Source organism: Burkholderia sp. JP2-270, from assembly GCF_003233675.1.
GTDB classification, from domain to species: domain Bacteria; phylum Pseudomonadota; class Gammaproteobacteria; order Burkholderiales; family Burkholderiaceae; genus Burkholderia; species Burkholderia pyrrocinia_C.
Genome location: NZ_CP029824.1, coordinates 2,570,861 through 2,595,683, shown reverse-complemented (window position 1 = coordinate 2,595,683; position 24,823 = coordinate 2,570,861). Strand labels below are relative to the sequence as shown.

At 64.5% G+C, this 24,823-nt stretch carries 20 protein-coding genes and 1 pseudogene; 15 read left to right on the top strand and 6 right to left on the bottom strand.

All coding sequences use genetic code 11. The annotated features are described in order from the left end of the window. Nucleotide 1 precedes the first annotated feature (1 nt). The 6 genes from DM992_RS12290 to DM992_RS12265 all read left to right on the top strand — a co-directional run bounded on the left by DM992_RS12290 (nt 2) and on the right by DM992_RS12265 (nt 7,274). Entirely contained in the window at nt 2-454 is a 453-nt protein-coding gene (locus DM992_RS12290; RefSeq protein WP_111017004.1) for a response regulator, read from the top strand. Continuing rightward, the gene (locus DM992_RS12285) at nt 451-1,929 is read left to right on the top strand and encodes a PAS domain-containing protein (protein ID WP_111017003.1); all 1,479 of its coding nucleotides are present in this window, start codon (nt 451-453) and stop codon (nt 1,927-1,929) included. Before DM992_RS12290 ends, DM992_RS12285 begins: the two co-directional genes overlap by 4 nt. A gap of 478 nt (nt 1,930-2,407) precedes the next feature. Then, nucleotides 2,408-3,901, top strand: a complete 1,494-nt coding sequence (locus DM992_RS12280; protein ID WP_111017002.1) for a basic amino acid/polyamine antiporter — start codon at nt 2,408-2,410, stop codon at nt 3,899-3,901. Nucleotides 3,902-4,038: 137 nt separating this feature from the next. Then, on the top strand, nt 4,039-5,262 hold the full coding sequence (locus tag DM992_RS12275) for an arginine deiminase (protein WP_111017896.1): 1,224 nt from the start codon (nt 4,039-4,041) through the stop codon (nt 5,260-5,262). 61 nt (nt 5,263-5,323) lie between these two features. Next, complete coding sequence (locus DM992_RS12270; protein ID WP_111017001.1) at nt 5,324-6,328, top strand: ornithine carbamoyltransferase; 1,005 nt, start codon at nt 5,324-5,326, stop codon at nt 6,326-6,328. A gap of 13 nt (nt 6,329-6,341) precedes the next feature. Next, complete coding sequence (locus tag DM992_RS12265; protein ID WP_111017000.1) at nt 6,342-7,274, top strand: carbamate kinase; 933 nt, start codon at nt 6,342-6,344, stop codon at nt 7,272-7,274. A gap of 130 nt (nt 7,275-7,404) precedes the next feature. Here the strand turns inward: DM992_RS12265 and DM992_RS41640 are convergent, their stop codons facing one another. Continuing rightward, complete coding sequence (locus tag DM992_RS41640; protein ID WP_162631640.1) at nt 7,405-7,839, bottom strand: hypothetical protein; 435 nt, start codon at nt 7,837-7,839, stop codon at nt 7,405-7,407. Here DM992_RS41640 and DM992_RS12260 point away from each other — a divergent pair. Next, a complete protein-coding gene (locus tag DM992_RS12260) occupies nt 7,834-8,145 on the top strand; it encodes a hypothetical protein (protein ID WP_162631674.1) in 312 nt (103 codons plus the stop codon). The two genes, DM992_RS41640 and DM992_RS12260, sit on opposite strands and share 6 nt — an antisense overlap. A gap of 127 nt (nt 8,146-8,272) precedes the next feature. On the opposite strand, the gene DM992_RS12255 is transcribed toward DM992_RS12260, so the two are convergent. The 4 genes from DM992_RS12255 to DM992_RS12240 all read right to left on the bottom strand — a co-directional run bounded on the left by DM992_RS12255 (nt 8,273) and on the right by DM992_RS12240 (nt 13,987). Continuing rightward, nucleotides 8,273-8,647 (bottom strand): DUF3564 family protein, encoded by a 375-nt coding sequence (locus DM992_RS12255; RefSeq protein ID WP_111016998.1) that lies wholly within the window; start codon nt 8,645-8,647, stop codon nt 8,273-8,275. A 369-nt stretch (nt 8,648-9,016) separates the two neighbouring features. Next, a complete protein-coding gene (locus tag DM992_RS12250; RefSeq protein WP_239511276.1) occupies nt 9,017-10,762 on the bottom strand; it encodes a bifunctional aminoglycoside phosphotransferase/ATP-binding protein in 1,746 nt (581 codons plus the stop codon). Between the two features lie 142 nt (nt 10,763-10,904). After that, complete coding sequence (locus tag DM992_RS12245; RefSeq protein ID WP_239511332.1) at nt 10,905-12,155, bottom strand: nitrate/sulfonate/bicarbonate ABC transporter ATP-binding protein; 1,251 nt, start codon at nt 12,153-12,155, stop codon at nt 10,905-10,907. A gap of 98 nt (nt 12,156-12,253) precedes the next feature. Continuing rightward, nucleotides 12,254-13,987: an ABC transporter permease subunit gene (locus tag DM992_RS12240; protein WP_111016996.1), complete on the bottom strand. Its 1,734-nt coding sequence runs from the start codon at nt 13,985-13,987 to the stop codon at nt 12,254-12,256. Between the two features lie 460 nt (nt 13,988-14,447). On the opposite strand from DM992_RS12240, the gene DM992_RS12230 reads away from it, so the two are divergent. Together DM992_RS12230 and DM992_RS12225 are read left to right on the top strand one after the other, a co-directional pair. Further along, entirely contained in the window at nt 14,448-15,368 is a 921-nt protein-coding gene (locus DM992_RS12230; RefSeq protein WP_111016994.1) for a DnaJ C-terminal domain-containing protein, read from the top strand. Between the two features lie 6 nt (nt 15,369-15,374). After that, nucleotides 15,375-15,725 carry a chaperone modulator CbpM gene (locus tag DM992_RS12225; RefSeq protein WP_111016993.1) on the top strand — a complete coding sequence of 117 codons (351 nt, stop codon included), beginning with the start codon at nt 15,375-15,377 and terminating at the stop codon, nt 15,723-15,725. 243 nt (nt 15,726-15,968) lie between these two features. Here DM992_RS12225 and DM992_RS12220 read toward each other — a convergent pair. Then, nucleotides 15,969-17,442: pseudogene (locus DM992_RS12220) on the bottom strand (ISNCY family transposase). A gap of 284 nt (nt 17,443-17,726) precedes the next feature. On the opposite strand from DM992_RS12220, the gene DM992_RS12215 reads away from it, so the two are divergent. The 6 genes from DM992_RS12215 (at nt 17,727) to DM992_RS12190 (ending at nt 24,760) form a co-directional block, all read left to right on the top strand. Next, nucleotides 17,727-18,404 (top strand): response regulator transcription factor, encoded by a 678-nt coding sequence (locus DM992_RS12215; protein ID WP_111016992.1) that lies wholly within the window; start codon nt 17,727-17,729, stop codon nt 18,402-18,404. A 271-nt stretch (nt 18,405-18,675) separates the two neighbouring features. Then, the gene (locus DM992_RS12210; protein WP_239511275.1) at nt 18,676-19,173 is read left to right on the top strand and encodes a fimbrial protein; all 498 of its coding nucleotides are present in this window, start codon (nt 18,676-18,678) and stop codon (nt 19,171-19,173) included. A gap of 138 nt (nt 19,174-19,311) precedes the next feature. Further along, nucleotides 19,312-20,187, top strand: coding sequence for a fimbria/pilus periplasmic chaperone (locus DM992_RS12205; protein WP_343212382.1), 876 nt, complete (start codon nt 19,312-19,314; stop codon nt 20,185-20,187). Nucleotides 20,188-20,276: 89 nt separating this feature from the next. Then, a complete protein-coding gene (locus tag DM992_RS12200) occupies nt 20,277-22,814 on the top strand; it encodes a fimbria/pilus outer membrane usher protein (RefSeq protein WP_239511274.1) in 2,538 nt (845 codons plus the stop codon). A 97-nt stretch (nt 22,815-22,911) separates the two neighbouring features. Beyond that, nucleotides 22,912-23,871, top strand: coding sequence for a fimbrial protein (locus tag DM992_RS12195; protein WP_204356079.1), 960 nt, complete (start codon nt 22,912-22,914; stop codon nt 23,869-23,871). Nucleotides 23,872-24,097: 226 nt separating this feature from the next. Beyond that, nucleotides 24,098-24,760 (top strand): LuxR C-terminal-related transcriptional regulator, encoded by a 663-nt coding sequence (locus tag DM992_RS12190; RefSeq protein ID WP_105393592.1) that lies wholly within the window; start codon nt 24,098-24,100, stop codon nt 24,758-24,760. Nucleotides 24,761-24,823: the final 63 nt, after the last annotated feature.

The following is a 24,823-nucleotide window of genomic DNA, read 5'->3' as shown; positions in this document are numbered from 1 at the left end:
AATGCCAATCGAATCGCTTGACGGTCTCGTCGACATCCTGCTCGTCGAGGACAGCCCCACCGACGTGATGATGACCCGCGAGGGGCTCGAGTACTACAAGGTCCTCAACCCGCTGAAGGTCGTCGAAGACGGCGTGGCCGCGATGTCGTACCTCCGCGGGGAAGGGCCGTACCAGGGCGCACGCCGGCCGGGCCTCATCATCCTGGACCTGAATCTCCCGAAGAAGAGCGGCCGCGAAGTCCTTCAGGAACTGAAGGACGACCCCGAACTGCGGAAGATTCCCGTCGTTATCCTGACAACCTCGAAATCGGAAGAGGACGTGGTGAAGTCCTACGGTCTTCACGCCAATTGCTACATCACCAAACCGGTCGACTTCACGAAGTTCGCCGATGTGGTGCGCCGAATCAGCGACTTCTGGTTCGGCGTGGTCACGCTGCCGCCCGCCAGGCAATGAATACGCCGCTCAACGAGGTTCGGGTCCTGCTCGTCGAGGACAGTCCGACCGATGCATTCCTGATTCGGGAAACCCTCTCCGAAGTGCAGGACTTCGTGTCGGTTCTGCGCCATGTCGAGCGTTTGTCGCAGGCGGTCGATCATTTCCACGCAGAGCACTTCGACGTTGCGCTGCTCGATCTCGGCCTGCCGGATTCGCAGGGCCTCGACACGTTCAGCAGGCTTCATGCGGCAAAACCGGAAGTGCCCATTATCGTGCTCACCGGCCTTGACGATCTGTCGTCGGGATTGCTGGCGATCCAGGAGGGCGCACAGGACTATCTGCTCAAGAAAGACATTCAATCCGCTCTGCTGGGCCGCGCGATCCGTTACGCGATCGAGCGGCACCGCGCGTCGGTTGCGCTGGCCGCGAGCGAAGAGCGGTTTCAACTCGCGGTGAGCGGTGCCGCAGCCGGACTGTGGGACTGGAATCTGCTCACCGGCGCCATGTATCTTTCGGCGCACTTCCACGAGATCATGGGTTACGACGATCGCGAATTGCCGAACGATGCGCGCGCGCATCTCGATGCAATCCATCCCGACGATATCAACCGCGTGATGTCGATCCTCGATCGGCATTTGTTGCACGAATGTACCTATGACGTGGAATACCGCGTCCGTACCAAGTCCGGCGAGTTCCGGTGGATCCAGTCCAGAGGGCAGGCGTTGTGGAACAGCACGGACGAGCCCTACCGGATGGTGGGCTGGATCATGGACATCTCGGATCGCAGGCACGCCGACGAGCAGTTGCGTGAATCGCGCGAGGAACTGAAGCGCCTGTCGGCCAGCATTCTGCTGGCGCGGGAAGAGGAAAAGGCCCGCATCGCACGCGAGCTGCACGACGACCTGGGGCAGCAGTTGACCGCACTCAAGATGGCGACCGCGGTTCTCGAAAACAAGCTCAACGGTGCGGAAGCCGGATCGCCCGAGGCAATGGTCCGCAACCTGTATTCGATGATCGACCAGATCGTCGCTTCGGTGCGGCGCATCGCGGCGGATTTGCGACCGAGGATGCTCGACGATCTCGGGCTGGTTCCCGCCGTCGACTGGCTGATCGAAGATTTCTCGTCACGGTATGGCGTTCGCGTAATCAGGCGCATCGATGCGAACCGGATTGCATTCAACCGCGAGAGTGCGACTGCCGTGTTCCGGATGGTGCAAGAGGCGCTGACGAACAGTGCGCGCCATTCGGGCGCGACCGAGGTCACGATCGGCATCTCGCGAGAGGAACCGTACTGTTTCGTAACGATCGCGGACAACGGCCGCGGTGCCGCGAGCGACGTGCGCCCCGGATTGAAGTCGTATGGCTTGCTCGGCATGCGCGAGCGTGCCGAGCGGCTGGGCGGAGAAGTGCACATCGAGACTGCGCCCGGGCAAGGCTTCGCGGTCAGGATCAGGATGCCGCTGACAGCGGTGGAGGCCGACGAGCCCGATTGAACGGCCCCATGGAATCGGGCGCCCGAAGTGGGCTCGTTCGCCAATCCGCCGCCGACCGCTTGCGGGCTCCCCGCCCGTCTGCGTTGCCGCACCCTGGTTTCCCCTTGACATGAGTCAACCGACACCGGCGATTCGGTACCTACTATCGTCATTGGAATCGGTGGGCGCCACGATCTGCTCGCCGCGCTCGCGGGGTCGGCGTTGCGTCTGCGCCGGCGTACCCCTCTTGCCTGTCGAGTGATGCCGTCGATATCCGGTTTTCTTCGATCCGAATCACATCGATCGACATAAGTAGGACTCCAATTTTTCCAGATTGGACCACGGTTAGTTACCGACGCGTTTACCGTTCGCATTGACGAAAAACGCATCGTCCGGTTGCGCTGCCGGCAGCCGGGAAGAGCGCCCGTTACGGTGCGACGTCGCAGCGATCCAGTCGCATTCCGTGGCGAGGCCAAGTCAACGCATTCGGAGAACTGGTATGAGCCAACCTGTAGTCGAAAAACCGCCGGTCGACGGCAAGCAGCCATCGAAGCCGGCGGCAGGCGGCCCGGAAACGCGCAAGCTCGGCCTGCTGCTGTTGAGCGGCATCGTCGTCGGCTCGATGATCGGCGGCGGTGCTTTCAACCTTCCGCAGAACATGGCCGCGGGCGCCGGCCTGGGCGCCATTGCGATCGCATGGGCCATCACGCTCGTCGGCATGTTCTTCATGGCCAACGCGTTCCGCACGCTGGCGGACCAGCGTCCCGACCTGACCGCGGGCATCTATTCCTATGCACGAGAAGGTTTCGGCAAGTTCGCCGGCTTCGAGATGGCATGGGGGTATTGGCTCAGTTCCGCATTCGGCAACGTTGCGTTCGCGGTGCTGATCATGCAGACGCTGGGATATTTCTTTCCGGCGCTCGACGGCAAGAACTGGCAGTCGATCGTGGGCGGTTCGCTGTTGATCTGGGTATTGCACTTCATGGTGCTCTCCGGCGTGAAGCGGGTGGCAATCCTCAACACGATGGCGAGCGTCGTCAACATCGTCACGCTGTCGATCGCGATCGTCGTGATCGCGCTGTTCTTCCAGAAAGGGCACTTCTCGTTCGACGTCTGGGGGCAGCAGCAACACCTGGGCAGCACGCTCGCGCAGATCAAAAGCACGATGCTGGTCACGCTGTGGGTGTTCATCGGCATCGAGGGCGCCGTGGTCGTGTCCGATCGGGCGCGCAACCAGCACGAAGTGGGTACCGCGACGTTCATCGGGCTCGCGGTCTGCACGACGCTCTACTTCCTGCTTTCGGCGTTGCCGTTCAGCGTCATGTCCCAGCACCAGCTGGCCGGCCTGCAGAATCCGTCCTCCGCGTATGTGCTGGAGCATCTCGTCGGGCACTGGGGTGCGATCTTCATCGTCGTCGCGTTGCTGTTTTCGGTACTGAGCTGCTGGCTCGCGTGGACGGTGCTCGTCGCCGAACTGCCTTATGCGGCTGCCAAGGACAACATTTTCCCGCGCTTTCTGTCCCGCGAGAACCGGCATCACGCGGCCGCGCCGTCGCTATGGCTGTCGAGCGCGGTGATGCAGGTCATGATGTTCGTGGTGCTGTTCGCGCATGACGCGTGGATATGGCTCATCAGCGTGGCCGGGGTCATGATCCTGCCGCCGTATCTCGCGAGCACCGGCTTTCTGTGGAAGTGCGCCACGCAAAAGAGCTTTCGCGAGCGGGCGGGCGAGGGCAAGCGCGCGTCGATCTGGACCGGCGTCCTGGGAACCGTCTATGCGGCCTGGCTGCTCTATGCGGCCGGCCCGACCTATCTGCTGATGTCCACCATCTTCTTCGTGGTCGGCATCCCGGTGTTCTGGTATGCGCAGCGCGAGAAGGATCCGCAGTCGAACGTCTTTACCGCTCGCGAACGCGTCGCGGCCGTCGTGCTGCTTGCGGTCGCGGTGAGCGCGGTCGTGCTGTTCGCGACGGGCATCGTGTCGGTCGGCTGATGCGCGCGCCCGCCGGCTTCCGGGTTTCGACAGCGTGATCCGGAATCGCGACGGCGGGCATGGACGCGACGGCCGCATGCGACTCCCGACCGCCGTCGCGATCGAACCACTACTTCAGGATCAAGGACAATCAAACCATGACATTGGGCGTTCACTCCGAAGCCGGCAAGCTGCGCACCGTGATGGTCTGCGCGCCGGGCCTCGCTCATCGGCGGCTCACGCCGGCCAACTGCGGCTCCTTGCTGTTCGACGACGTGCTGTGGGTCGACAAGGCGATCGAGGATCACCAGACCTTCGTGCGCGTGCTGCGCGAACGGGACGTGGAAGTGCTGGAATTCCAGCACCTGCTGGCCGAAGTCTGCCTCGATACCGGCGCGCGAGACTGGATCCTCGATCGCCGCATCACCGAGGAGGAGGTCGGCACCGGCATGCTGCGGGAGCTGCGGTTATGGCTCGAATCGATGCCGGCGCAGCGGCTTGCCGACGCACTGATCGGCGGCGTCGCCAAATCGGAGCTGCCGTTCGACGCCCGCGGCCTGTTCGGCGGCTATCTGGAGCGGTCCGACTTCGTGATTCCGCCGCTCGTGAACCTGATCTTTCAGCGCGATCCGAGCGCGTGGATCTACGGCGGCGTGACGCTGCATCCGATGTTCTGGCCGGCGCGACGCAAGGAAACGCTGCTGCTCGCCGCGGTCTATGCGTTCCATCCGCGTTTTGCAGGCCAGGTTCGCACCTGGTGGGGCAATCCCGACGTCGACCACGGCGCCCAGACGCTCGAAGGCGGCGACGTGATGGCGATCGGCAACGGCGTGGTGCTGATCGGCATGGGCGAGCGTTCGAGCCCGCAAGCCGTGACGCAGGTGGCGCGCGCACTGTTTGCCGGCCACGGCGCGAAGCGCGTGATCGCCTGCCAGTTGCCGAAGTCGCGCGCGTCGATGCATCTGGACACGGTGTTCTCCTTCCTGGACGCGGACTTCGTCAGCATTTATCCGGACGTGGCCGACGAGATCCGCTGCACGAGCCTGTACCCCGGCGACGCGCTCGGGCAGGTGCGCTACGAGCGCCACGACGGCCGGTTCCTGGAAGTCGTGGCCAACGCGCTCGGCGTCGGCTCGCTGCGCGTGCTGACGACGGGGGGCGACCGCTACGAGAGCGAACGCGAGCAATGGGACGACGGCAATAACGTGCTCGCGCTGGATCGCCGCGTCGTGCTCGCGTACGACCGCAACACCTACACGAATCGCAAGATGCGCCAGGCCGGCGTCGAAGTCATCGAGCTGCCGGGCGGCGAACTCGGCCGCGGGCGCGGCGGCAGCCATTGCCTCAGCTGCCCGGTGGCGCGCGATCCGATCGCGCTCTGACCGCGCATTCGACCGCGCATTCGACCGCGCATTTTGCGCCGATATCGACAGACGGAATCTCATCATGTTCAACGTACACAACCGCAGCTACCTGACGCTGATCGACTACACGCCGCGCCAGATCCGCTATCTCCTCGACCTGTCCCGCGACCTGAAGCGGGCGAAATATGCGGGAACCGAGCAGCCGCGCCTGACCGGCAAGAACATCGCGCTGATCTTCGAGAAGACCTCCACGCGCACGCGCTGCGCGTTCGAGGTCGCCGCGCACGACCAGGGCGCGCACGTCACCTATATCGACCCGACCGGCTCGCAGATCGGCCACAAGGAATCGATGAAGGATACGGCGCGTGTGCTGGGCCGCATGTACGATGCGATCGAGTATCGCGGCTTCGGCCAGGCAATCGTCGAGGAACTCGCGCAGTATGCGGGCGTGCCCGTCTACAACGGGCTGACCGACGAATTCCATCCGACCCAGATGCTGGCCGACGTGCTGACCATGCACGAACACAGCGACAAGCCGCTGCACGAGATCGCGTATTGCTACATCGGCGACGCGCACAACAATACCGGCAATTCGCTGATGATCGTCGGCGCAAAGCTCGGCATGGACGTGCGCCTGTGCGCGCCGCGGCATCTGTGGCCGCATGACGAGCTGATCGCGCAATGCCGCGAGATCGCCGCGAAAACCGGCGCCCGGCTCACGCTGACCGAGCAGCCCGCGGAGGCCGTGAAAGGCGCGGACTTCATTTATACGGACGTGTGGGTGTCGATGGGCGAGCCCGAGGAGGCGTGGGTCGAACGCATCCGTACGCTGCTGCCCTACCAGGTGAACGCCGCGCTCTTGGCGGCAACCGGCAACCCGCGCGTGAAGTTCATGCATTGCCTGCCGGCGTTTCACGACGCTCATACGGTAGTGGGCAAGCAGCTCGCGGATCGCTTCGGATTGACCGACGGCGTGGAGGTCACCGACGAGGTATTCGAGTCGGACGCGTCCATCGTCTTCGAGCAGGCAGAGAACCGGCTGCATACGATCAAGGCCGTGCTGGTCGCGACGCTGGCGAGCTAGGGGAGGGGAACCGATGCGTATCGTGGTCGCCCTGGGTGGCAACGCGCTGCTGCGACGCGGCGAGGCGATGACCGCCGCCGCGCAGCAGGAAAACGTGAGACTGGCTGCCGCCCAGCTCGCGGGCATCGCGCACGGCAACGAACTCGTGATCGTGCACGGCAACGGCCCGCAGGTCGGCATGCTCGCGGCATTGTCCGGGCAGGTGCCGGTTGCCGAACGTTTCCCGCTCGACGTGCTCGACGCCGAGACCGAAGGCATGATCGGTTACCTGATCGAACTCGAATTGCGCAACCGGCTGTCTGCATCGCGCCCCTGCGCGACGCTGCTGACGATGGTCGAGGTCAGTGCGTCCGATACCGCCTTCGACCGGCCCGACAAGCCGGTCGGCCCGGTGCTGACGCAGACGGCTGCGACCGAAGCGGCGCGTTCGAATGGATGGACGATCGTCGCCGACGGCAGCGGTTATCGTCGTGCCGTGCCGAGCCCTCGACCGCTGCGCTTTCTGGAGATCGATCCGGTGCGCGCGCTGCTCGCGACCCGGACCATCGTGATCTGCGCGGGCGGAGGCGGCATTCCCGTCGTGAAAGCGAACGACGGTCGGCACCGGGGAATCGAGGCGGTGATCGACAAGGACCGCAGTGCGGCGCTCCTCGCGCGCGAACTCGACGCGGACTTGTTCGTGATCGCAACCGACGTGGCGGGCGTGTACCTCGACTGGGGCACGCCCGACGCACGCCTGGTCCGGCGCACGTCGCCGGAAGCGCTCGCGGCGCTGCAGTTCGCGGCCGGATCCATGGGGCCCAAGGTCGAGGCAGTCTGCGACTTTGCGCGGACAACCGGGCGACGTGCGGTAATCGGCGCGCTCCCGGATATCGCGCGGCTCGTCGACGACACGGCGGGCACGTCGGTTCTGGTCAGTCAGGCAAGCATGTTCGTGGAGCGATGAGGCCTCGCGCGCTGCTGATTGCCAAGTTGCGGAGCCGAGCATTGCCGACGACGGAGTGACGAATCGGCTCTCCGATTCCGTCAGGCGCATGCCGGTGCGCGGCCCCGGTCGAAGCCGACCCGACGTTCGTTCAGGTCCATCCCTGCGTGTCGCCGAAGATTCGGTTGTCCGCCCCGCGCACCCAGCGGGCCGGCGTGCGCTTGAGCGCCCCGGCCCCGCCTGATGCCGCCGGACCGAGGCGATTGCGACGCAGCGATCGGTGCGGGTTTCTTCGTCGCGGCTCCTGCGGCACTCCAGCCTGTCCGGTTTCACGGTGAAAGCGTGCGATCCGTTGCTTGACCACGGTCGACGCGAGCCGCCGGTTCGTCGCGCGACCGGCGCCGGTTGTCGGGCAGCGTGCGGCGGTGTCCGTCGATTGACGCACATCAACGAGGCCGTGCCGCCACCATGGAAGATGGACGTACGAGTACGAAATCGAGTATTGCGAGCGCACCACACTGATGAACCGGCTCTCGCCATCAATCGGCGCAATCAACAGGAGCTGAACATGGGAATCTGGATGCAAATCGCCTACTTCGGCTTCGCCGGGTCGACTCAGTTGGAGGCGGAAGCGAGCATCCAGCTGATGCGCCTCGAGCAGTTCAGCAAGCAACTGGCCGGCTGCCATCTCGCGATCGAGGCCATGGGTGCGTCGACTCGCCAGCCGAGGTATGACGTACGGCTCGATCTGATCACGCGCAACGGGGAATTACGTCCCGTTCCGCACATGGCGGGCGCGGACCCCATGGACGCGCTGGAGCGGGCCTTCGACCTTGCCGAGCGGCAGCTCGGCACGGCCGCGGCCACTGAAATACACGAGAACCCTCGCTGATACGTCCCGCGCATCGGGAGCGATTCGTCATGGCCCGATGCACCGGCCCGCGGCGGTTCACAACGGTTCGCCACGCGTGTGTCGATCCGCCGCGATGGAACCGGCGCGGTCGGCAGCCCAGGTCCGGCTAGCTTTCTTCGTCGCCCGTGAATACCTCGTGTTCCGGCATCTCCGCCGTCTCGTCGACCCACTGCACGTGCCACTCGCCAGGTACCGGCGCCTGCCCGGCGTCGCGCAGCCAGCGCACGCATCCGGCCTGGCCTTCGAACAGCCCGGACGGTGCATCGAGATCGAAATCGTCGAGCCAGCACAGGGTGCCCGCGTTGTCGGGCCCCGTCATCAGGGTGGCGCTGCCTTCGTGGACGAGTGTCCCCCACGCGGGCAGGTCCATCCCTGCATGACCTTCGCGCGACCAGCGGCGCGTGGCCGTGTCGATCCAGAGAATGGCATAGGCCGAAGGTGTGTCGCAGGCAAAAGTATCGAGATGCAGCGTGATCCGCACGATGGGCTCCGAATCGACGAAGGAGGGCGGTCGCCGTCACCGGCGGTCGCGATTTTTACTGGCTCATGACCCGGCGAATCAGCGTATGCGCGTCCTCGGAGGACAACGGGCAGCAGTGTCGCCCCGGCGCGCGCGGCCGCCCGGTCTCAGCGTGGCATTGGAACGGCAGTCATCGCGCGGTGTCCGGCAAGTAGTCCGACTCAGTTTATGCGTGGCTCCGAGCCGGCGATTGATGCAGGTCAAACGCCGGAACGCGCTCGCCGACCGGCTCCTCTCGAACTGGCCCGCGGCCGGGCTGGAATCGGCAGGGATGGAAAGTCAGCCAGGGGTTGGAGAACGGCCGCAGGGGGATGCCAACGGTCTTCGTGCTCACGCATGGGGCCTGAGCGATCTCGGTAGCCGTCTTGCCGGCGCCGTCCCCGGAAACGATCCGACGCGCGGATGCTTCGTCGCGTCCGCGGCGGCGCGCACCCGCTCCGCGTGCAACGCGGCCAGTAGCGGCCGCCAGTATCCCGGCGACAGGAACCGGTCGATCGGCACCTCCGTGTCGAAGGGAATCGAGATCGCCGCTTCGTCCGGCGTCAACGGCTCGGCGTCGCGCCACTGCGCGTCCAGCACCGCGGGCCCGGCATCGGACGTGTCGTTTCCGGCCAGCCAGCGCCGCTTGACGCGTTCGGCCATGCAGGTCCGGCCGGCGCGTAAATCGAGGATGAACACGGGTACGCCAAGCGCCCCGGCAAGCGCGACGAAGCGCGCACGGCGGGCGTGGGCCAGGAAGGTGGCGTCGACGATCGTCGGGTAGCCGGCCCGCAGCGTGGTCTCCGCGATCTCGCGCAGCCGATCGTATTGAGCGTCGATGGCGCGCGCCGCATAGGCGCTGTCGGACAATGCGCCGCGCGCGACGGGGGCGAGCGGATGCGTGCGTTTGCGCTCGCTGTCGCTCGACACGCGGACCGCGCCGATCAGATCGGCGAGTGCGCGGCTTGCGACGGATTTGCCGGAACCGGACACGCCGTGGCATAGCAGCAGATACGGCGGCGGCCGGTCTGCGACGCGCGCGGCGAGCGCAATGTAACGTCCGGCCGCGCGCAGGTCGTCGTTTTGCGCCGACGTGAGTCGCGGGCCGCCCGAACCGGCGCGCAGCACGGCCACCTGCGCGCGCACCAGCGCGCGATAGCCGACGTACAGCGGCAGCGCCGCGAGGCCGGCGAAATCGCCGGTCGCCTCCAGCCAGCGATTGAGCAGGCGACGGGCGAGATCGGCGCGGCCGTGCGCACACAGATCCATCACCAGGAAGGCCAGGTCGTTGACGACGTCGATCCAGCGGAGCGCGTCGCTGAATTCGATGCAGTCGAACATCAACACGTCGGTGCCCCGGCGGACCAGATTGCCGAGGTGCAGGTCGCCATGGCAGGCGCGCACGAAGCCGTCCGCGCGGCGCGCGTCGAGATGACGGGCGAGTGCCGTGCAGCCGTGTCGATAGCTGTCCCGCAGCGCGGCCGGCAGGGCCATGGGCCCGACCGCGAGCGGCGCGAGCACGGCGTCGAGTTGCGCGTGCAGCAAGGCCGCACTGCCGAACGCGGCGGACGGCACGTCATTGCTGGCGCGCGCATGAAAGCTCGCGAGCCGGGCCGCGGCACGGTCGATATCAGCGTTCGTGAGCGCTCCCGCCGCAAGCAGGCGGGAAAACAGCGCGGCCTGGTCGAAACGGCGCATCTTCACCAGATAGTCGATGGCCGCCACCGCACGCGTATCGCCGCCGGCAAGCCGGCAGCCGCGCCGCGTGCGTTCGAGCGGCATGACGGCCAGATAGAGCTCGCGCGCCAGCGGCCGATTCAGGACCAGCTCGGCGGCGCAGCTGCGCCGCCGCGCGGCGAGGGATCTGAAGTCGGCGAAGCCCAGGTCGAGCGGCTTGAGCCGCTTGTAGGCGAAACGTCCGGCCAGGTAGACCACCGACAGATGCGTCTCGATTCGTTCGATCCGGCCGGCGGGGTGCGGGTAGGTGGACGCGCGCCGCAGCGCCATGTCGATCCGCCGCGCGTGACGGCGGGCGGCCCGCAACTGGTTCCGCTTTCGCACCGGGCCCAAACGGCGGGGGAGCACGGCAAGCGACATGATTTCCCTGGGATCCGACAACGAATCGCGAACGGCGGGCGTCCGGCTGCCGGATGCGGCTGCCGCCCCGGTCCGGGCTCTCCGACGTATCCGCGCGAGTCCACGGACGGGCGCGCCGGTGCGGTTCCGGCGGGTTTCGCGCCTAGTCATCGCCGGCACCGAACATGCGGGTCGCGTCGTCGTAGGTGTAGAGTCCCGACGCGCGGCCCCAGTCGATGACGGTTCGCAGCGTATCCGCGGCGTCCTGCCGGTTCAGGTGATCTTCCAGTTCGAGTTCGAAACGCTCGCGCGGCGCCCGGTGCCCGTCTCGCTCGTCGAGGATTGCCCGGATGTGGCCGGCAAGTGGGACGAAATGCTCGAGATGCTCGCGCAACAGCCGCTTGCGGTCGGCCGCATGTCCCTGCGCATAGATCCGGCCGGCGGCGGTCAGCCGTATCGCTCCGTCGTGCAGTTCCGCGAACGCCAGGAGATGCAGCGCGGCGGCCGCGGGCAGCAGTTCGTTCACCTTGAGCAGCGGCCCGGCGAGCTTCGACAGTTCGGTGTAGCCGTTGGTCGAGCCGGCGGCGAGTGTCTCGATGAAGCCGTCGACGCGGTGGCTCGACACCACCGGAAGCCGTCGCGTGAAATCGGGCAGTCCCTTGCGCTGCGCATCGAGCGATTCGACGAGCCGCGCGGTCAGGATGGCATAGATTTCGTTAGCGAGCGCCTGGAACCGGCTGTCGAGACGCTGGCGCGGATGCGGCAGCGGAATCCCGAGTTCGGCGACGATCTGGCCGGGATGCGCGCCCAACACGAGCACGCGGTCGCACATCTGGACCGCTTCCTCGATGTTGTGCGTGACGAGCAATACCGCCTTGGTCGGCAACTGCCGCGCGGCCCAGAGATCCAGGAAATCCAGGCGCAGCGTGTCGGCGGTCAGCACGTCGAGCGCCGAGAACGGCTCGTCCATCAACAGCAGCGCCGGTTCGCCGACCAGCGCGCGCGCAAACCCGACGCGTTGCCGCATGCCGCCCGAGAGTTCGCGTGGAAACGCGGACTCGAAGCCGTCGAGACCGATCAGCTCGATGACCGACAACGCGCGCCGGCGAACGACGTCGCGCGGCAAGCCGCTCGCGTCCAGTCCCAACTCGACGTTGTCCAGCACGGTCAGCCACGGGTAGAGCGCGAACGTCTGGAACACGACCCCGATCCCTTCCGCGGGGCCCGCGAGCGGCGCGCCGCGATAACGGACCTGGCCGGACGAGGGCTTGATGAGGCCGCCCGCGATGCGCAGCAGCGTGGATTTACCGGACCCCGACCGCCCCAGCAAGCCAAGAATCTCGCCTTCGCGCAGCGTCAGGTCGACGCCGGCCAGTACCGGCAGCGGTGCGCCCGAGGGTTTGGCGAACGACATGCAGATATCGTGCAGTTCGATCACGGGCGGCGCTTCGCGAATTGCCGGCGCGGCGTCGGGCTGGATGGAAGCAGGCGTAAGCTCGGACATGGGCGGACTCAATCCAGTCGGGCGCGGCGTTCCGCATACACATAGAGCGGACGCCACAGCAGGCGGTTGGTGGCAATCACCAGGATCGACATCATCGTGATGCCGAGCGCGATGCGCAGGTAGTCGCCCGCAACGGTCATGTGTGCGATATAGGCGCCGAGCCCGCCTCCGTCGAGCGCAGTCGGCCCCCAGCTGACCGCTTCGGACACAATGCTGGCGTTCCACGCGCCACCCGATGCCGTGATCGCACCCGTGACGTAATACGGAAAAATGCCGGGGAGCACCACCTTGCACCACCACGCATGCGGCCGCAGGCGCAAGCTCGCGGCGGCTTCCCGCAGATCGTTCGGCAGCGCGGTCGTGCCCGCGATCACGTTGAACAGGATGTACCACTGCGTGCCCAGGATCATGAGCGGGCTCAGCCAGATCTTCGGCGCGAGGCCGAAGCGCACGATCAGGAACACCGCCACCGGAAACAGCAGATTGGCGGGAAATGCCGCGAGAAACTGCGCAATCGGCTGCACGCGCTCCGTCATCCTTGGCCGCAGTCCGATCAGCACCCCGAGCGGCACCCAGATGATCGACGCGATCGCGATCAGCACGACGACCCGCGCCAAGGTCAGCAGGCCGTCGTGCGCGACGACGGCGACATCGCTCCACACCAGGCGCGGCACGGCAACGCGCAGCAAGACAGAGACCAGCCAAGCGAGGCCGGCGGCGCACGAGGCCAGCCAGATCGCGTCGCCCGCGCGCCGGGACAAGGGCAGACGCGGCGAGAGCGCATGCCGCGGCAACGCGAGGCGCGCATGCGCGGCCCGCTGCAGGATCGAGCCGAGCGGCGCGCTTGCCTGTCGAATCAGGCTGGAGCGCCGCAGCAGATCGAGCACCCAGCTGTGCGGCGCGCTTCGGCTGGCCGTCTGCTCGAAGCGGAACTTGTCGGCCCAGGCGACCATCGGCCGAAACAGCAACTGGTCGTAGAGCACGATGGCGACGGTCATCGCGAAAATCGCATAGCCGACCGCGCGGAGATCGCGCTGCTCGATCGCTCGCGCGACATACGAACCGACACCCGGCAGCGCGATCTGCAGGTTGCCGACCGAAATCGCTTCGGAGGCAACCACGAAGAACCATCCGCCCGACATCGACATCATCGTGTTCCAGATCAGGCCAGGCATCGCGAACGGCACTTCGAGCCGCCAGAATCGTTGCCATGCCGACAGCCGCAGGCTGCGGCTCGCTTCGTCCAGATCGTGCGGCACCATCCGCAGCGACTGGTAGAAACTGAAAGCCATGTTCCATGCCTGACTCGTGAAGATCGCGAAAATCGCCGCCAGTTCGGCGCCGAGCAGATTGCCGGGGAACAGCGACACAAAAAACACCACCGTAAACGACAGGTAACCGAGAATCGGCACCGATTGCAGGACGTCGAGCAGCGGAATCAGCACCATTTCGGCGCGGCGGCTCTTCGCGGCGAGCGTCGCGTAGGTGAAGGTGAAACACAGCGAGGCGAACAGCGCGGCCAGCATGCGCGTCACCGTGCGCAGCGTGTATCCCGGCAATGCGTCGGGCGCGAGCGTGACGCTCGCGTGCTGCGCGATCACGAGAGGGCCGACCATTTGCCGCGCGCCGGCGCCGACGAGCACCACCAGGCCAAGCACCAGCAGGACGGCAAGCGGGTCGCGCCAGTCGGACGCGCGCGGGTGCCAGTGTCCGCCGTTCAGGATGTCCGCATGGTGCTCCAAAGTAGGTCCCCCGTTCGGTTTCGTCACATCGTCGACCACGCTGGCCGGCGGCCTGTTGACATGGGTCAAGCATGGCCGGTGCCGCTCGGGACGGCAGATGACGCGGGGGGGCGGATCGGGTTCATGCGAGTGGATGAGGGGTCGGCAGGCGCGATCCGGCCCGGCCGGTTGCACGCGCAGACGCCCGGCTCATGCGCCGCGATGGCGAATCCGCCCTGGAAGCTTCGTTCATGCGCGCCGCGGGTCCGTCGCGACATCGGCGGGCGCGTTGAGATGGATCAATCCCCGTTGCAGGATCGCTGAATACGCTGCGAAGGAGGGTGCGTAAACGCGCGTGGACGACACGTTCGCACCGCCGTGCCGCGCCATGCCGGAATTCGCGGCACGGAGCGCCGCCTCGGCCAGGCTGCAGCGACGCATGCGCCGACCGGTCCATCGCTCTTACCGCCAGATCTTTCTCATGGAATACAAAGACTATTACGAAGTGCTGGGCCTGGCGCGCGACGCGACGCAGGACGACATCAAGCGGGCGTATCGCAAGCTCGCGCGCAAATATCACCCCGACGTCAGCAAGCATCAGGATGCCGAAATGCATTTCAAGGAAGTCGGGCAGGCCTACGAGGTGTTGAAGGACCCCGAGAAGCGGGCTGCCTACGACAGACTCGGCGCCGGATGGCATGGCGGCGAGGCATTTCGCCCGGAGCCGAACTGGGACGAAGGGTTCGAATTCAGCGGAGCCGGTGCGCCGCCCGACTTCGACGACTATCTGGCGTCAATCTTCGCCGCCGGGCGGACCAGGCCGGATCGACCGCTCAACACCGGGCGCGATCACCACGCGAAGCTCGTCGTCGATCTGGAAGACGCGTATCGCGGCGCGCAGCGTGTCATTTCGCTGAGCGTGCCGGTCGTCGACCCACAGGGTCACGTACGACTGCAACCGCGGACGCTGAATGTCGCCATCCCGAAGGGCATCCGGGCCGGACAGTTCATCCGGTTGGCGGGACAGGGTGGTGCAGGGCATGGCGGCGGTGCGCCCGGCGACCTGTATCTCGAGATCGTGTTTCGCGACCATCCGCGGTTTCAGGTGGACGACCGGGATGTGACGGTCGATCTCCCGGTCGCGCCGTGGGAAGCGGCACTCGGCGCAACGGTCACGACGCCGACGCCCGACGGCGAGGTCGCGGTGACCGTGCCCGGGAATTCTCCATCCGGAAGACGGCTGCGACTGAAAGGCAAGGGTATCCCCGGCGATCCGCCCGGCAACCTGTACGTGAAGCTGAATATCGTGCTGCCGCCCGCCAACAGCGAGCGGAGCAAGGCAGCCTACGACACCATGCGCCAGTCGTTCGATTTCGACCCGCGCGCGCACTTTTACGGGTGATGCATCATGAAAGAATCCGAAACCGCTTATCTGCAAGGACAGGTCATCGACGAGTGCGTCGAATTGACGTTCATCGAGCTGTGCCGGATAAGCGGCGCGTCCGAGGAGGAAGTGACGCTGTGGGTCGCCGAGGGCGCGCTCGATCCGATCGGCGCCTGTCCGCGAGAGTGGCGTTTCAGCGGGTCGGTGCTGCGCCGTGTCGCGATCGCGCAGCGCCTGTCCCGGGACCTGATGATCAACCCGCCCGGCATCGCGCTCGCGCTCGATTTGCTCGACGAGATCGATGCGCTGCGCGCTCGCACCCGGGCTGCCGCGGCCACGTATCGGGAATCGGGGCCGCCCGCGGGCCGCGCCTGATTCGACTTCCAACTCAACGACATGAACCGGCTGCAAGCGCTTGCCGACCGGACCGGCGGCCGGACAGCTTACGCGGCGCGAAAGCGGACATTTCTATGTAGCCAAAAGCGGACATCTGACCTTGGGACCTACATCTAATGTCGTAGCCATTTCAAGATGTCGTGGCGCCAGCTAAATAGAAATGTCCGGTTTTGAGGTTGGTTTTAGGGTTGGTTTTGCTGCCTGTTTGTCCTGGTTCATTCGTTACGCAGTGTCGAAGGAAGGCGTCTGAACGGGCAGGGCGCTTGCGTCGGATCCGCTGTCCTTTGCAGACCAACGACCCGGTTTGCGAGGTGGCTTTGAGGTTTGCCTGCGTTGCGCCAGTTCCACGATCACGCGATCCACATCGGCCTGCGTAAATTCGCGCGGCTTCTTCGTGCCGTGCAGGCGTTCGGGTTTGCGGACCGCGACACCCTGATTGGTACGCGACGGTGATCCTGACGCACGTCGGTTGTCGCGCTGTTCCTGCAGCACCTGTGCCACCTGCAGCACATGACTCAGGCGTTTGTGTTCGACGATCGCACCTTGATCGATTTCGGTTAGCCGGTCGTATTGCCGGCATGGCAACACGCGGCCCTCGGGTCTAATCTCGATGCACCCATCCGGGTACTCCCACACCTCGATGTAGCGATGAATCAGCTTCCGATTCTCCGGCGTGTCGTCCAGCAGGTACATGACCCGGTCGTATTGCACCGTCAGTGACTTCGTCACGCGGCGCGTCTCCCGCCAGGTCAGCAGCGTGTCGAGATCCTCGTCGTCCCGCAGCGGCCGGGCGCATTGAAGTCGCTGCGCGGCGGCTTCGCGAAGCGCGCGTTATAGGCCGCCATGAAGGAGGGCGCATACGCGTTCGCGGCGGCCACCGTGCTGATCCCACGCAGCCGCAGTTCCTTCACCAGCCGGTCCTGCAAGGTCAGATGCGCGCGCTCGACGCGCCCCTTGGCCGGGCTGCTGTTCGCGCAGAACGTGTCGATGTTCAGTTCGTACATCGCCCGGCCGAAGCGTGTCACACTGCGGCCGGTTTCATGCGCCTTGACACTGCGAAACACGCTGGCCTTGTCGCTGTACAACGCGACTGGCTTGCCGTGGCGCTCGATATACGCGCGCGCCGCCTCGAAGTAGCTGAACGTCGACTCGGTCGTCGTGAAGTGCAAGTGCATCAGCCGGCTCGTCGCATCGCATCGTCTACGTACACCAGCAGCGTGCACTGCGGCGCCCGGTCCTCGAACCGCGGATGCTCACTGCCGTCGATCTGCACCAGTTCGCCCAGACACGCGCGCCGCGCGCGCGGCTGGTAGACCTTCGGCGGTCGCTGCCGGCGCGGCACCCACAAGCCGGCGTCCGTCATCAGCCTGCGCACTGTCTCCTTGGCGAGGCGAATGCCGTGGCACTCCCACAGCTTCTCGCAGACCAGCGTCGGCCCGAAATCGACATAGCGGTCACGGATGATCATCAGCGCCCGTCGAGCCAGATCCTCATCCAGCCGCCGATTACCGGGACGCCCACGTTTGCGCGAAGCCAGTCCGGCGGCGCCAGACTCGCGGCGCTGGACCTGACGCACGGTCACGCCCAGTCGTTCGGCCGCGCGTCCGGGATTGAGTCCCATGTCCACCACAGCCTGGATTACCTTCAGACGGTCGAGTTCTAACATGTTCAGTGTCACCAGTGCACCTGGATACATGGCCGGCTCCGTGGTCCCGCAAGGAACCGGCAAGCATACCGAGGTCAAAACACGACATTTCTAGAAAGCTACTACATGCGATCCATCCGACCGTCAAATTCTGTCAAATATAGGACGAGTCTTATGGTCCGAGTCCTAGATCGAGCATTGGTCCCATATCCATCCCTGTAAGCAATTATTAATATACCGATCAAGAAATATCGCTCGGAGACCTCGGGCTTGATATGCCGGGTTTCGGAATTTGTAGCGAATAAAAACATTTTCAAGACCAACGCGAATTGCAAATGGGAAAATTCAGCGTGAAGACCGTGTTCGCGAATGACAGGCCGTTGTCGCTCGCGGGAATGGAATATATCGCAGGCAGTACCAGTGCGATCGATCTAGTAGGAATATGTAGAAGCACAAATGAATTGATAGCATCGATGTCGAAAATTCGTTGCGACGTCGCGCTCGTCGATTACGCGATGCGCGGCAATGGGCAGATGGAAGGGCTGGCACTGCTCGGCTATCTGCGGCGCACCTATCCGGAGATTGGGATCGTCGCAATGGTCACGTACGAGAATCCGGTCATCATCCGTTCGATTCTCGAGCGGAACGTGGCGAGCGTTGTCAGCAAATTCGACGACATCGGCCATATCGTCACCGCGATACATGCGTGCTACGGCGGGGGGAAATACCTGTCGCCGTTGATCAAGCGCTCGCTCGAAACGGTCAACGACGGCGGAAACAAGCGTGCATCGAAGCTATCTCCGCGCGAGATCGAGGTGATCCGGCTTTATCTGTCCGGTCTGTCGGTCAGTCAGATCGCCGAGCGTTTGAAGAAAGGCAGGCAGACGATCAGCGCGCAGAAGGTCAACGCAATGAAGAAGCTGGGCGTGACGAGCGACGTTGAGCTGATCCGCTGCGCGACCTGTCTCGATCTGATCGACGAGGCGAGTGCGAGTCGTTTCGAGTTTCAGTGATACCGGACTCGAGGGAGCGACGCTCGCCCGTTTTGCAAGTGGTCATTCGTTTGCAAATTCTTGGAGGTCATATCGCTAGATCGTAGATTTAATTGTTTCATATGGTCGGGCGATATCGATTCGCGTATCGAATTGATGTGTTGCTCGGAAAATATAATTTTTATCATCAGTCTGGATCATTAGATTAAAAATCATGAACAAGAAAATTAATATCGGCCGTGTCGCGCGGGGTGCGGCAATTCTGGCTTTTGTCGCTGCAGCAGCGCCTGCAATGGCCGCTGACGGGCAAATCTCGTTCAACGGCACGGTGCTCGCGACGACCTGCACGATCGGCGCGGGCGGTGGTGCGACCGGCGCGAAGGACATGACGGTCAAGCTGCCGAGCGTGTCAGCGAGCGCTCTTTCGAACGCCGGCGACGTGGCGGGCCGTACACCGTTCTCGATTCAGTTGAGCGGCTGCACGGGTGATTCGACGAAGGTGGCGACTGTGTTCGAAGCCGGCGATACGGTCGATTCGGCCAGCGGCCGCCTGAACCTCGTGTCCGCCGGCGCGGAAGACACGGTGGCGTCGAACGTCCAGATCAACCTGCTGAACGACGCGCAACAAGCGATCAAGGCGGGCGTTGCCGGTTCGCAGCAGAACTCGCAGGTCGTCGCGCTGAAGGACGGTGGTGCAACGCTGAACTACTTCGCCGAATACTACGCAACCGGGAAGTCGACGGCCGGTTCCGCGAACTCGCGCATCCAATACTCGCTCGACTACCAATAAGTAGCGCCCACAGGGAAATCGCTCCGCATCACGCCGGGTGGTTTCCCGTTTCCACCTCGCCCCATTTTTCAGGTGCACTCTCCCCGGAGGCGGCGCTTGATTACGATCTACCTAACGAGTTGAACTATGAACTGGAGGATGCCGAAATCCCTGGCCGCACTCGCCCTGTGCGTGTCCCTGTGGGCCCACCACGCACATGCAAGCGTCGTCATTACCGGCACGCGCGTCATTTTTCCCGGCGAGAGTCGCGAAGTGACAGTCCGCCTGCTGAACGATGGCAATTCGCCGGCGCTCGTTCAGGCGTGGATCGACACCGGCAACGAGAAACAGTCGCCGGAACAGATCGCTGTGCCGTTCGTGCTGACGCCGTCAATGTTCCGCCTCGACCCGGGCAAGGGGCAGTCGTTGCGGATGCTGTACACGGGCGAGCCGTTGCCGGCGGACCGTGAGTCGCTGTTCTGGCTCAACGTCCTGGAGGTGCCGCCGAAAGCGGATGGCAACGACGAGGCGAATCGGATTCAGCTCGCGTTTCGTACACGTATCAAGGTGATGTATCGCCCTGCAGGATTGCCGGGCAGTGCCGCCGCGGCGGCCGACCAGTTGCGCTGGCAGGTCGTCTCGCAGCAGGGCGGGCGCGGCGTCGAGCTCAAGGCGACGAATTCCGGTCCGTATGTCGTCAACCTCGGCGCTATCGAGCTCGACGCAGAGGGACGCAAGTACACGCTGCAGCCAGGTTTCGTCCGGGCGCGGGATTCCGCCGTGTTTCCCGTTCCGGGTCTGAGTGCCCCCCTTCGCGCGCCGTGGTCGAATACAGCGTCATCGACGACTGGGGTGCGATCAAGTCGCCCAAGAAAAACACTATCGGCGACAAGCCGAACGACTGATGCCGGACACGTGCCTGCCGGCTCCAATGAGCCGGGGGCGTGTGCGAGGTCCGCACATTCTGATTTCTGTTCGGATCTGCGCGCGCTCGCGCTACATACATTCTCGACGAATGTGCCTTGTATTTCGTGATCCGAATCAAATCCGGGGTAAATATGAATTGGCTTCTTCAAAGCGGCGGCGGCTTGCGTTCTGCGCCACCCCTGAACCTGCTCTACTCGATGGTACTGTCTACGATTGCTGGCTGGCAAGTATCCGCCGATGCTGCGCCGGTTTCGTCGACCGCCGATGTCGACGCGCAAGCGGCGGCGACACAGGTGGCGAGCGTCCAGTTCGACAGCGGCTTCCTGACAGGCAACGGACGCAGCGTGGGCGATCTGTCGCGCTTCGAAAAGGGCAACGCGGTCCTGCCGGGCATGTATGGCGTCGACGTCTACGTCAACGACAACCTCGTCACGAGCGCCCGGATCAAGTTTCGCGCTTCCGCGCGTTCGACCGATGCGCAACCGTGTTTCGACGAGGCGTTGCTGCAGGATGTTGGCGTCGATGTCGAACGATTGCCCGCGGGCACGCTCGCACAATTGCGTGACGAACGCGCGTGCATGGAGCTGCCGGACGCGATCCCGGACGCGACGGCCACCTTTGTTTTCGACGAGCAGCGGCTTCGCCTGAGCATTCCGCAGACCGCTCTACGCCGAAGTCCGCGCGGGTACGTCGGCCCCGACCGCTGGGACGCGGGCGTGACGGCGGGGATGTTGAACTACAACGCGAACCTCTATACGCGCCGCGGTTCCGGCGGCCCGACGATCACGCAGGGTTACGTCGGCTTGACGGCAGGCGTGAACCTGGGCAGGTGGCATTTCCGGCACGAAGGGTCATACAACTGGGCGACGGCGAGTGGCGGCAAGTATCAGAACATTGCGACCTATGCGCGCCGTGACCTCGCGGCGCTGAAGGCGCAGTTGACCGTCGGCGAGTCGTACACGACGGGCGAGCTGTTCGATTCAACACAGTTCCGCGGCATGCAGCTCGCGTCGGACGATCGGATGCTACCGGAATCGATGCGCGGCTATGCGCCGGTTGTGCGCGGTGTCGCGAACAGCAACGCGAAAGTGTCGATCCGCCAGAACGGCGTGACAATCTACGAGACGACGGTCGCGCCCGGCGCGTTCGAGATCGACGATCTTTATTCGACCGGCTACGGCGGCGATCTGAAGGTGACGGTGACGGAAGCCAACGGCTCCGTACACCAGTTCAGCGTGCCATATGCAGCGGTGCCGATGTCGTTGCGGCCGGGCGTCCACCGCTACAGCTTCGTCGCGGGGACGGTGCGCAATATGCAGAGCGACCGCAATCCGCTGTTCATGCAAGGCACGTGGCAGCAGGGCATCACGAACTTGATCACCGGATACGGCGGGGTAACCATCGCGCAAGGCTACCTGTCGGCGATGCTAGGCAGCGCGTTCAACACGCCGTATGGAGCGATCGGGATGGACGTCACGCAGGCGAGCACCGCGGTACCGGGTGTCAAGCGCTTCACCGGCACGAGCGCGCGCGTCAGCTATTCGAAATCGATCACGCAAACGCAGACCGACGTGACGATTGCCGCCTATCGCTACTCGACGAGCGGCTATTTCGGGTTGAACGACGCGATGCTCGTGCGCGAGCGCGTCGAGAACCAGGGCTCGGTCGATGCGGTCGCACGGCAGCGCAGCCGTGCATCGCTGTCGGTCAACCAGTCGCTCGGCGACCGCGGCGGCCGGCTGGCGCTCACCGTGTCCGCGATGAATTACTGGAACCGCGGCGGTTCGGACGTCAGCTATTCCGCGTCCTATTCGAACACGTTCCGAGGAGTCAGCTACGGCGTGTCCGTGCTGCGCCAGCAAAGCAGCATGGGTAACAACGAAACGCAGTACTACGTGAGCGCGACGATCCCGCTCGGCAAGACGTCGTCGACGATGGCGACAACCAGCTTCTCGCGCAACACGAACGGTCAGATGCAGGCGCTCGCGACGCTGTCCGGCTCGGCGCTAAGCGACGATCGACTGTCGTACAGCGCGACGGGGAACCGGTCGTCCGGCGGCGGCAGCGCGAGCAACGACGGCAGTGGCACGATCGTCTATCGCGCGGCATACGGCGAAGTGTCGGCGACAGCGGGTGCAGGCACCGGCTATGAGCAGGGTTCGCTCGGCATCCGCGGCGGGATGGTTGCGCATCCCGGCGGAGTGACGCTCGCGCAGCCGCTGTCGGAAACGTTCGCGATCGTGAAGGCGCCGGATGCGGCGGGTGCGCGCGTGCTCAATTCGCCGGGCGCGCGGGTCGACTGGCGCGGCTATGCAGTCGTGCCGTACCTGACGCCGTACTCGATGAACGCAGTCGAGATAGACCCGGAAGGCTTGTCAACGGACGTGGAAATAAAGATGACGACGCAGCAGATCGCGCCGCGCGCCGGTGCAGTGCCGTTGCTGGCATTCCCGACGGTGTCGGGAAAGTCGGCGGTGATCGACGCGCGTCGTGCGGACGGTTCCGCAATTCCGTTCGGTGCTGCGGTGCTCGACGAAAGAGGTAAGGAAATCGGCGTTGTTGGGCAGGGCAGCCGGATCTTCGCGCGCGGGCTCGACGAGAGCGGCGCGTTGAGCGTGCGTTGGAGCGACGAGCACGAGGCATTGTGCTCGATCAAGTATGTCCTGCCAGTAGCCGGCGGAGACACGAAGCGCGCGATCCGGCGGATTGAAGCCACGTGCGAAGCGCCAAGATGAATATCAAGGTATCCGAAATCTGGAAGGAAGGCGTTGACTGCTTTGATTTGCGCCATCGCAATGCCGCTGTCTTGCGGCGAATTACGGAAGGAAAAAAGTGACGATCATCATGATTCACCGCGAGCGCGCCCGATGCTTGCGCACGAAGGCCGCATTGCTGTGTGTGGCGGCAATTGCAGTGGGTGCCTCGCCATCCGCATCGGTGGCCGCCGGCGGCGTGGTATTCGCATTCAACAAAACAATGAACGTTCCGAAATCCTCGCCTGAAGGCACTGTGCTTGCGCGTCATTACATTACGCCGAAGGAGGCGTGTGGCGAGTCGAAGTGCGTGATTCGGCAGCTGAAAAACTATCCGAATGGCTGCGGCCTTGCCCCCGGGCCGCTGGTCACAACCATCGTGTCGGGGGTGTCGACCCGCGTGTTGGTCAATGGGAAAGCATACGCGAGCGGACTCGAAGGAGTTGGCGAGGTCGAGACCAGTCAGCCGCTCGAGGTGCAATTGATCCGCGATAACAGAGCAATGGGTACTGGCCCACTCCGTGTCTATGGACAGTGTTCACACACTTTCGGTATTGGCAACGATGACATCCGACCGGCCTGGTTCCTAGCAGTGTATGTGCAAGGAGAAATCAAGACGATCGACGGCACGTGCTCGGTGCCGGCGCAGAGCGTGAAGTTGCCTAATGCGTCGCTGTTCGAGTTTGGCGGTGTCGGTTCGACGGTTGGTGCGCACAGCTTCCAGATCAAGGTCAACAATTGTCCGAAGGGATACAACCAGATCGGCTATACGCTCGATCCCATCGGTGGTGTGATCGCGGGCTCGCCCGGCGTGCTGCCGCTTGCAGCCGATTCGACCGCGAGCGGCGTGAAGATCCGGATCGCGGACGATAAGGGCGTGCCTGCAACGTTCGGCACCTCGATCAAGGTGGACGCCTACGACACGGCGACGGGCGGTTCGTATGCGATTCCGATGCAGGCGTCCTACATCAAGACCGACGCGACGATCGAGCCCGGCACGGTGAACGGCGCGATGACCGTGCTGCTGGACTACCAGTAACATTTCTGCGCCGGGAGGGCCATGAAGCTGCCTGGTCCCGCCCCGGCGCAAGTCGCGCCGCTCGCATTTGAGAGATTGCGTTTCGAATGCTGCTGCGCGATCGCGACCGAGATGACCGGCAAGTCCAGGTCAAGCCAACTTATCGAGATATAATCCGGGCGAAATGAGTATCGAATAAGCACAACATGGCGCTAGTGCGCGCCATATTTCTGAGCGCGGGTGCACGATGGACGAATTCTCGGTTCGAGTGGTCGTCGCCGATGACCATCCGGTGACGGGTCACGGCGTTGCGCAGGGTTTGAGCGGTATGCCGACGATCGAAGTCGTCGCGGTCGTGTCGGACACGGCCGCACTGGTTGACCGACTGGATACGACACCGTGCGACGTGCTTGTGCTCGACTACGTGATGCCGCCCGGGCAATACGGCGATGGCCAGGCGCTGGTCGCGTTCCTGACGCGGCGCTTCCCGAAATTGCGGATCGTGACGGTGACGATGCTCAATTCCCCCGCGGTCTTTCGCGCGCTGCAGCAGCTCGGCGTGCACTGCATCGCGAGCAAATCCGACGCGATGTCGCACATGGTTGCCGCAGTGCATGCCGCGTACTCGAACGGCCATTATCTGTCACCGACGATCGCGTCGCTCCTTGAAACGGCCGATGCCGGCGGCGGCAGCACCCTGTCGAAACGCGAATCCGAAATCGTCCGGCTGTTCCGCGAAGGCTACAAGGTGACAGAAATCGCCGACAGACTGCATCGAAGCAAGAAGACCATCAGCGCTCAGAAACTGGCCGCGATGCGCAAGCTCGGCATCACGCGCGACGCGGACCTGATCAAGTACGAGGGCGCGCTTGAACCGTCGGAAAGCGGCGACCTCCGGTCGACCGACTGAGCCGCGCTGGCATGCGCAGGCTCCGCGGATGGCTGCACCGCCCGAAACGTCCTGCAAGCCGCA

Coding starts and splice junctions, on each gene's coding strand:
- DM992_RS12290 (WP_111017004.1), top strand. CDS start 2: ATGCCAATCGAATCGCTTGACGGTCTCGTCGACATCCTGCTCGTCGAG.
- DM992_RS12285 (WP_111017003.1), top strand. CDS start 451: ATGAATACGCCGCTCAACGAGGTTCGGGTCCTGCTCGTCGAGGACAGT.
- DM992_RS12280 (WP_111017002.1), top strand. CDS start 2,408: ATGAGCCAACCTGTAGTCGAAAAACCGCCGGTCGACGGCAAGCAGCCA.
- DM992_RS12275 (WP_111017896.1), top strand. CDS start 4,039: ATGACATTGGGCGTTCACTCCGAAGCCGGCAAGCTGCGCACCGTGATG.
- DM992_RS12265 (WP_111017000.1), top strand. CDS start 6,342: ATGCGTATCGTGGTCGCCCTGGGTGGCAACGCGCTGCTGCGACGCGGC.
- DM992_RS12260 (WP_162631674.1), top strand. CDS start 7,834: ATGCAAATCGCCTACTTCGGCTTCGCCGGGTCGACTCAGTTGGAGGCG.
- DM992_RS12250 (WP_239511276.1), bottom strand. CDS start 10,762: ATGTCGCTTGCCGTGCTCCCCCGCCGTTTGGGCCCGGTGCGAAAGCGG.
- DM992_RS12245 (WP_239511332.1), bottom strand. CDS start 12,155: ATGTCGTTCGCCAAACCCTCGGGCGCACCGCTGCCGGTACTGGCCGGC.
- DM992_RS12230 (WP_111016994.1), top strand. CDS start 14,448: ATGGAATACAAAGACTATTACGAAGTGCTGGGCCTGGCGCGCGACGCG.
- DM992_RS12225 (WP_111016993.1), top strand. CDS start 15,375: ATGAAAGAATCCGAAACCGCTTATCTGCAAGGACAGGTCATCGACGAG.
- DM992_RS12215 (WP_111016992.1), top strand. CDS start 17,727: ATGGGAAAATTCAGCGTGAAGACCGTGTTCGCGAATGACAGGCCGTTG.
- DM992_RS12210 (WP_239511275.1), top strand. CDS start 18,676: ATGGCCGCTGACGGGCAAATCTCGTTCAACGGCACGGTGCTCGCGACG.
- DM992_RS12205 (WP_343212382.1), top strand. CDS start 19,312: ATGCCGAAATCCCTGGCCGCACTCGCCCTGTGCGTGTCCCTGTGGGCC.
- DM992_RS12200 (WP_239511274.1), top strand. CDS start 20,277: ATGGTACTGTCTACGATTGCTGGCTGGCAAGTATCCGCCGATGCTGCG.
- DM992_RS12190 (WP_105393592.1), top strand. CDS start 24,098: ATGGACGAATTCTCGGTTCGAGTGGTCGTCGCCGATGACCATCCGGTG.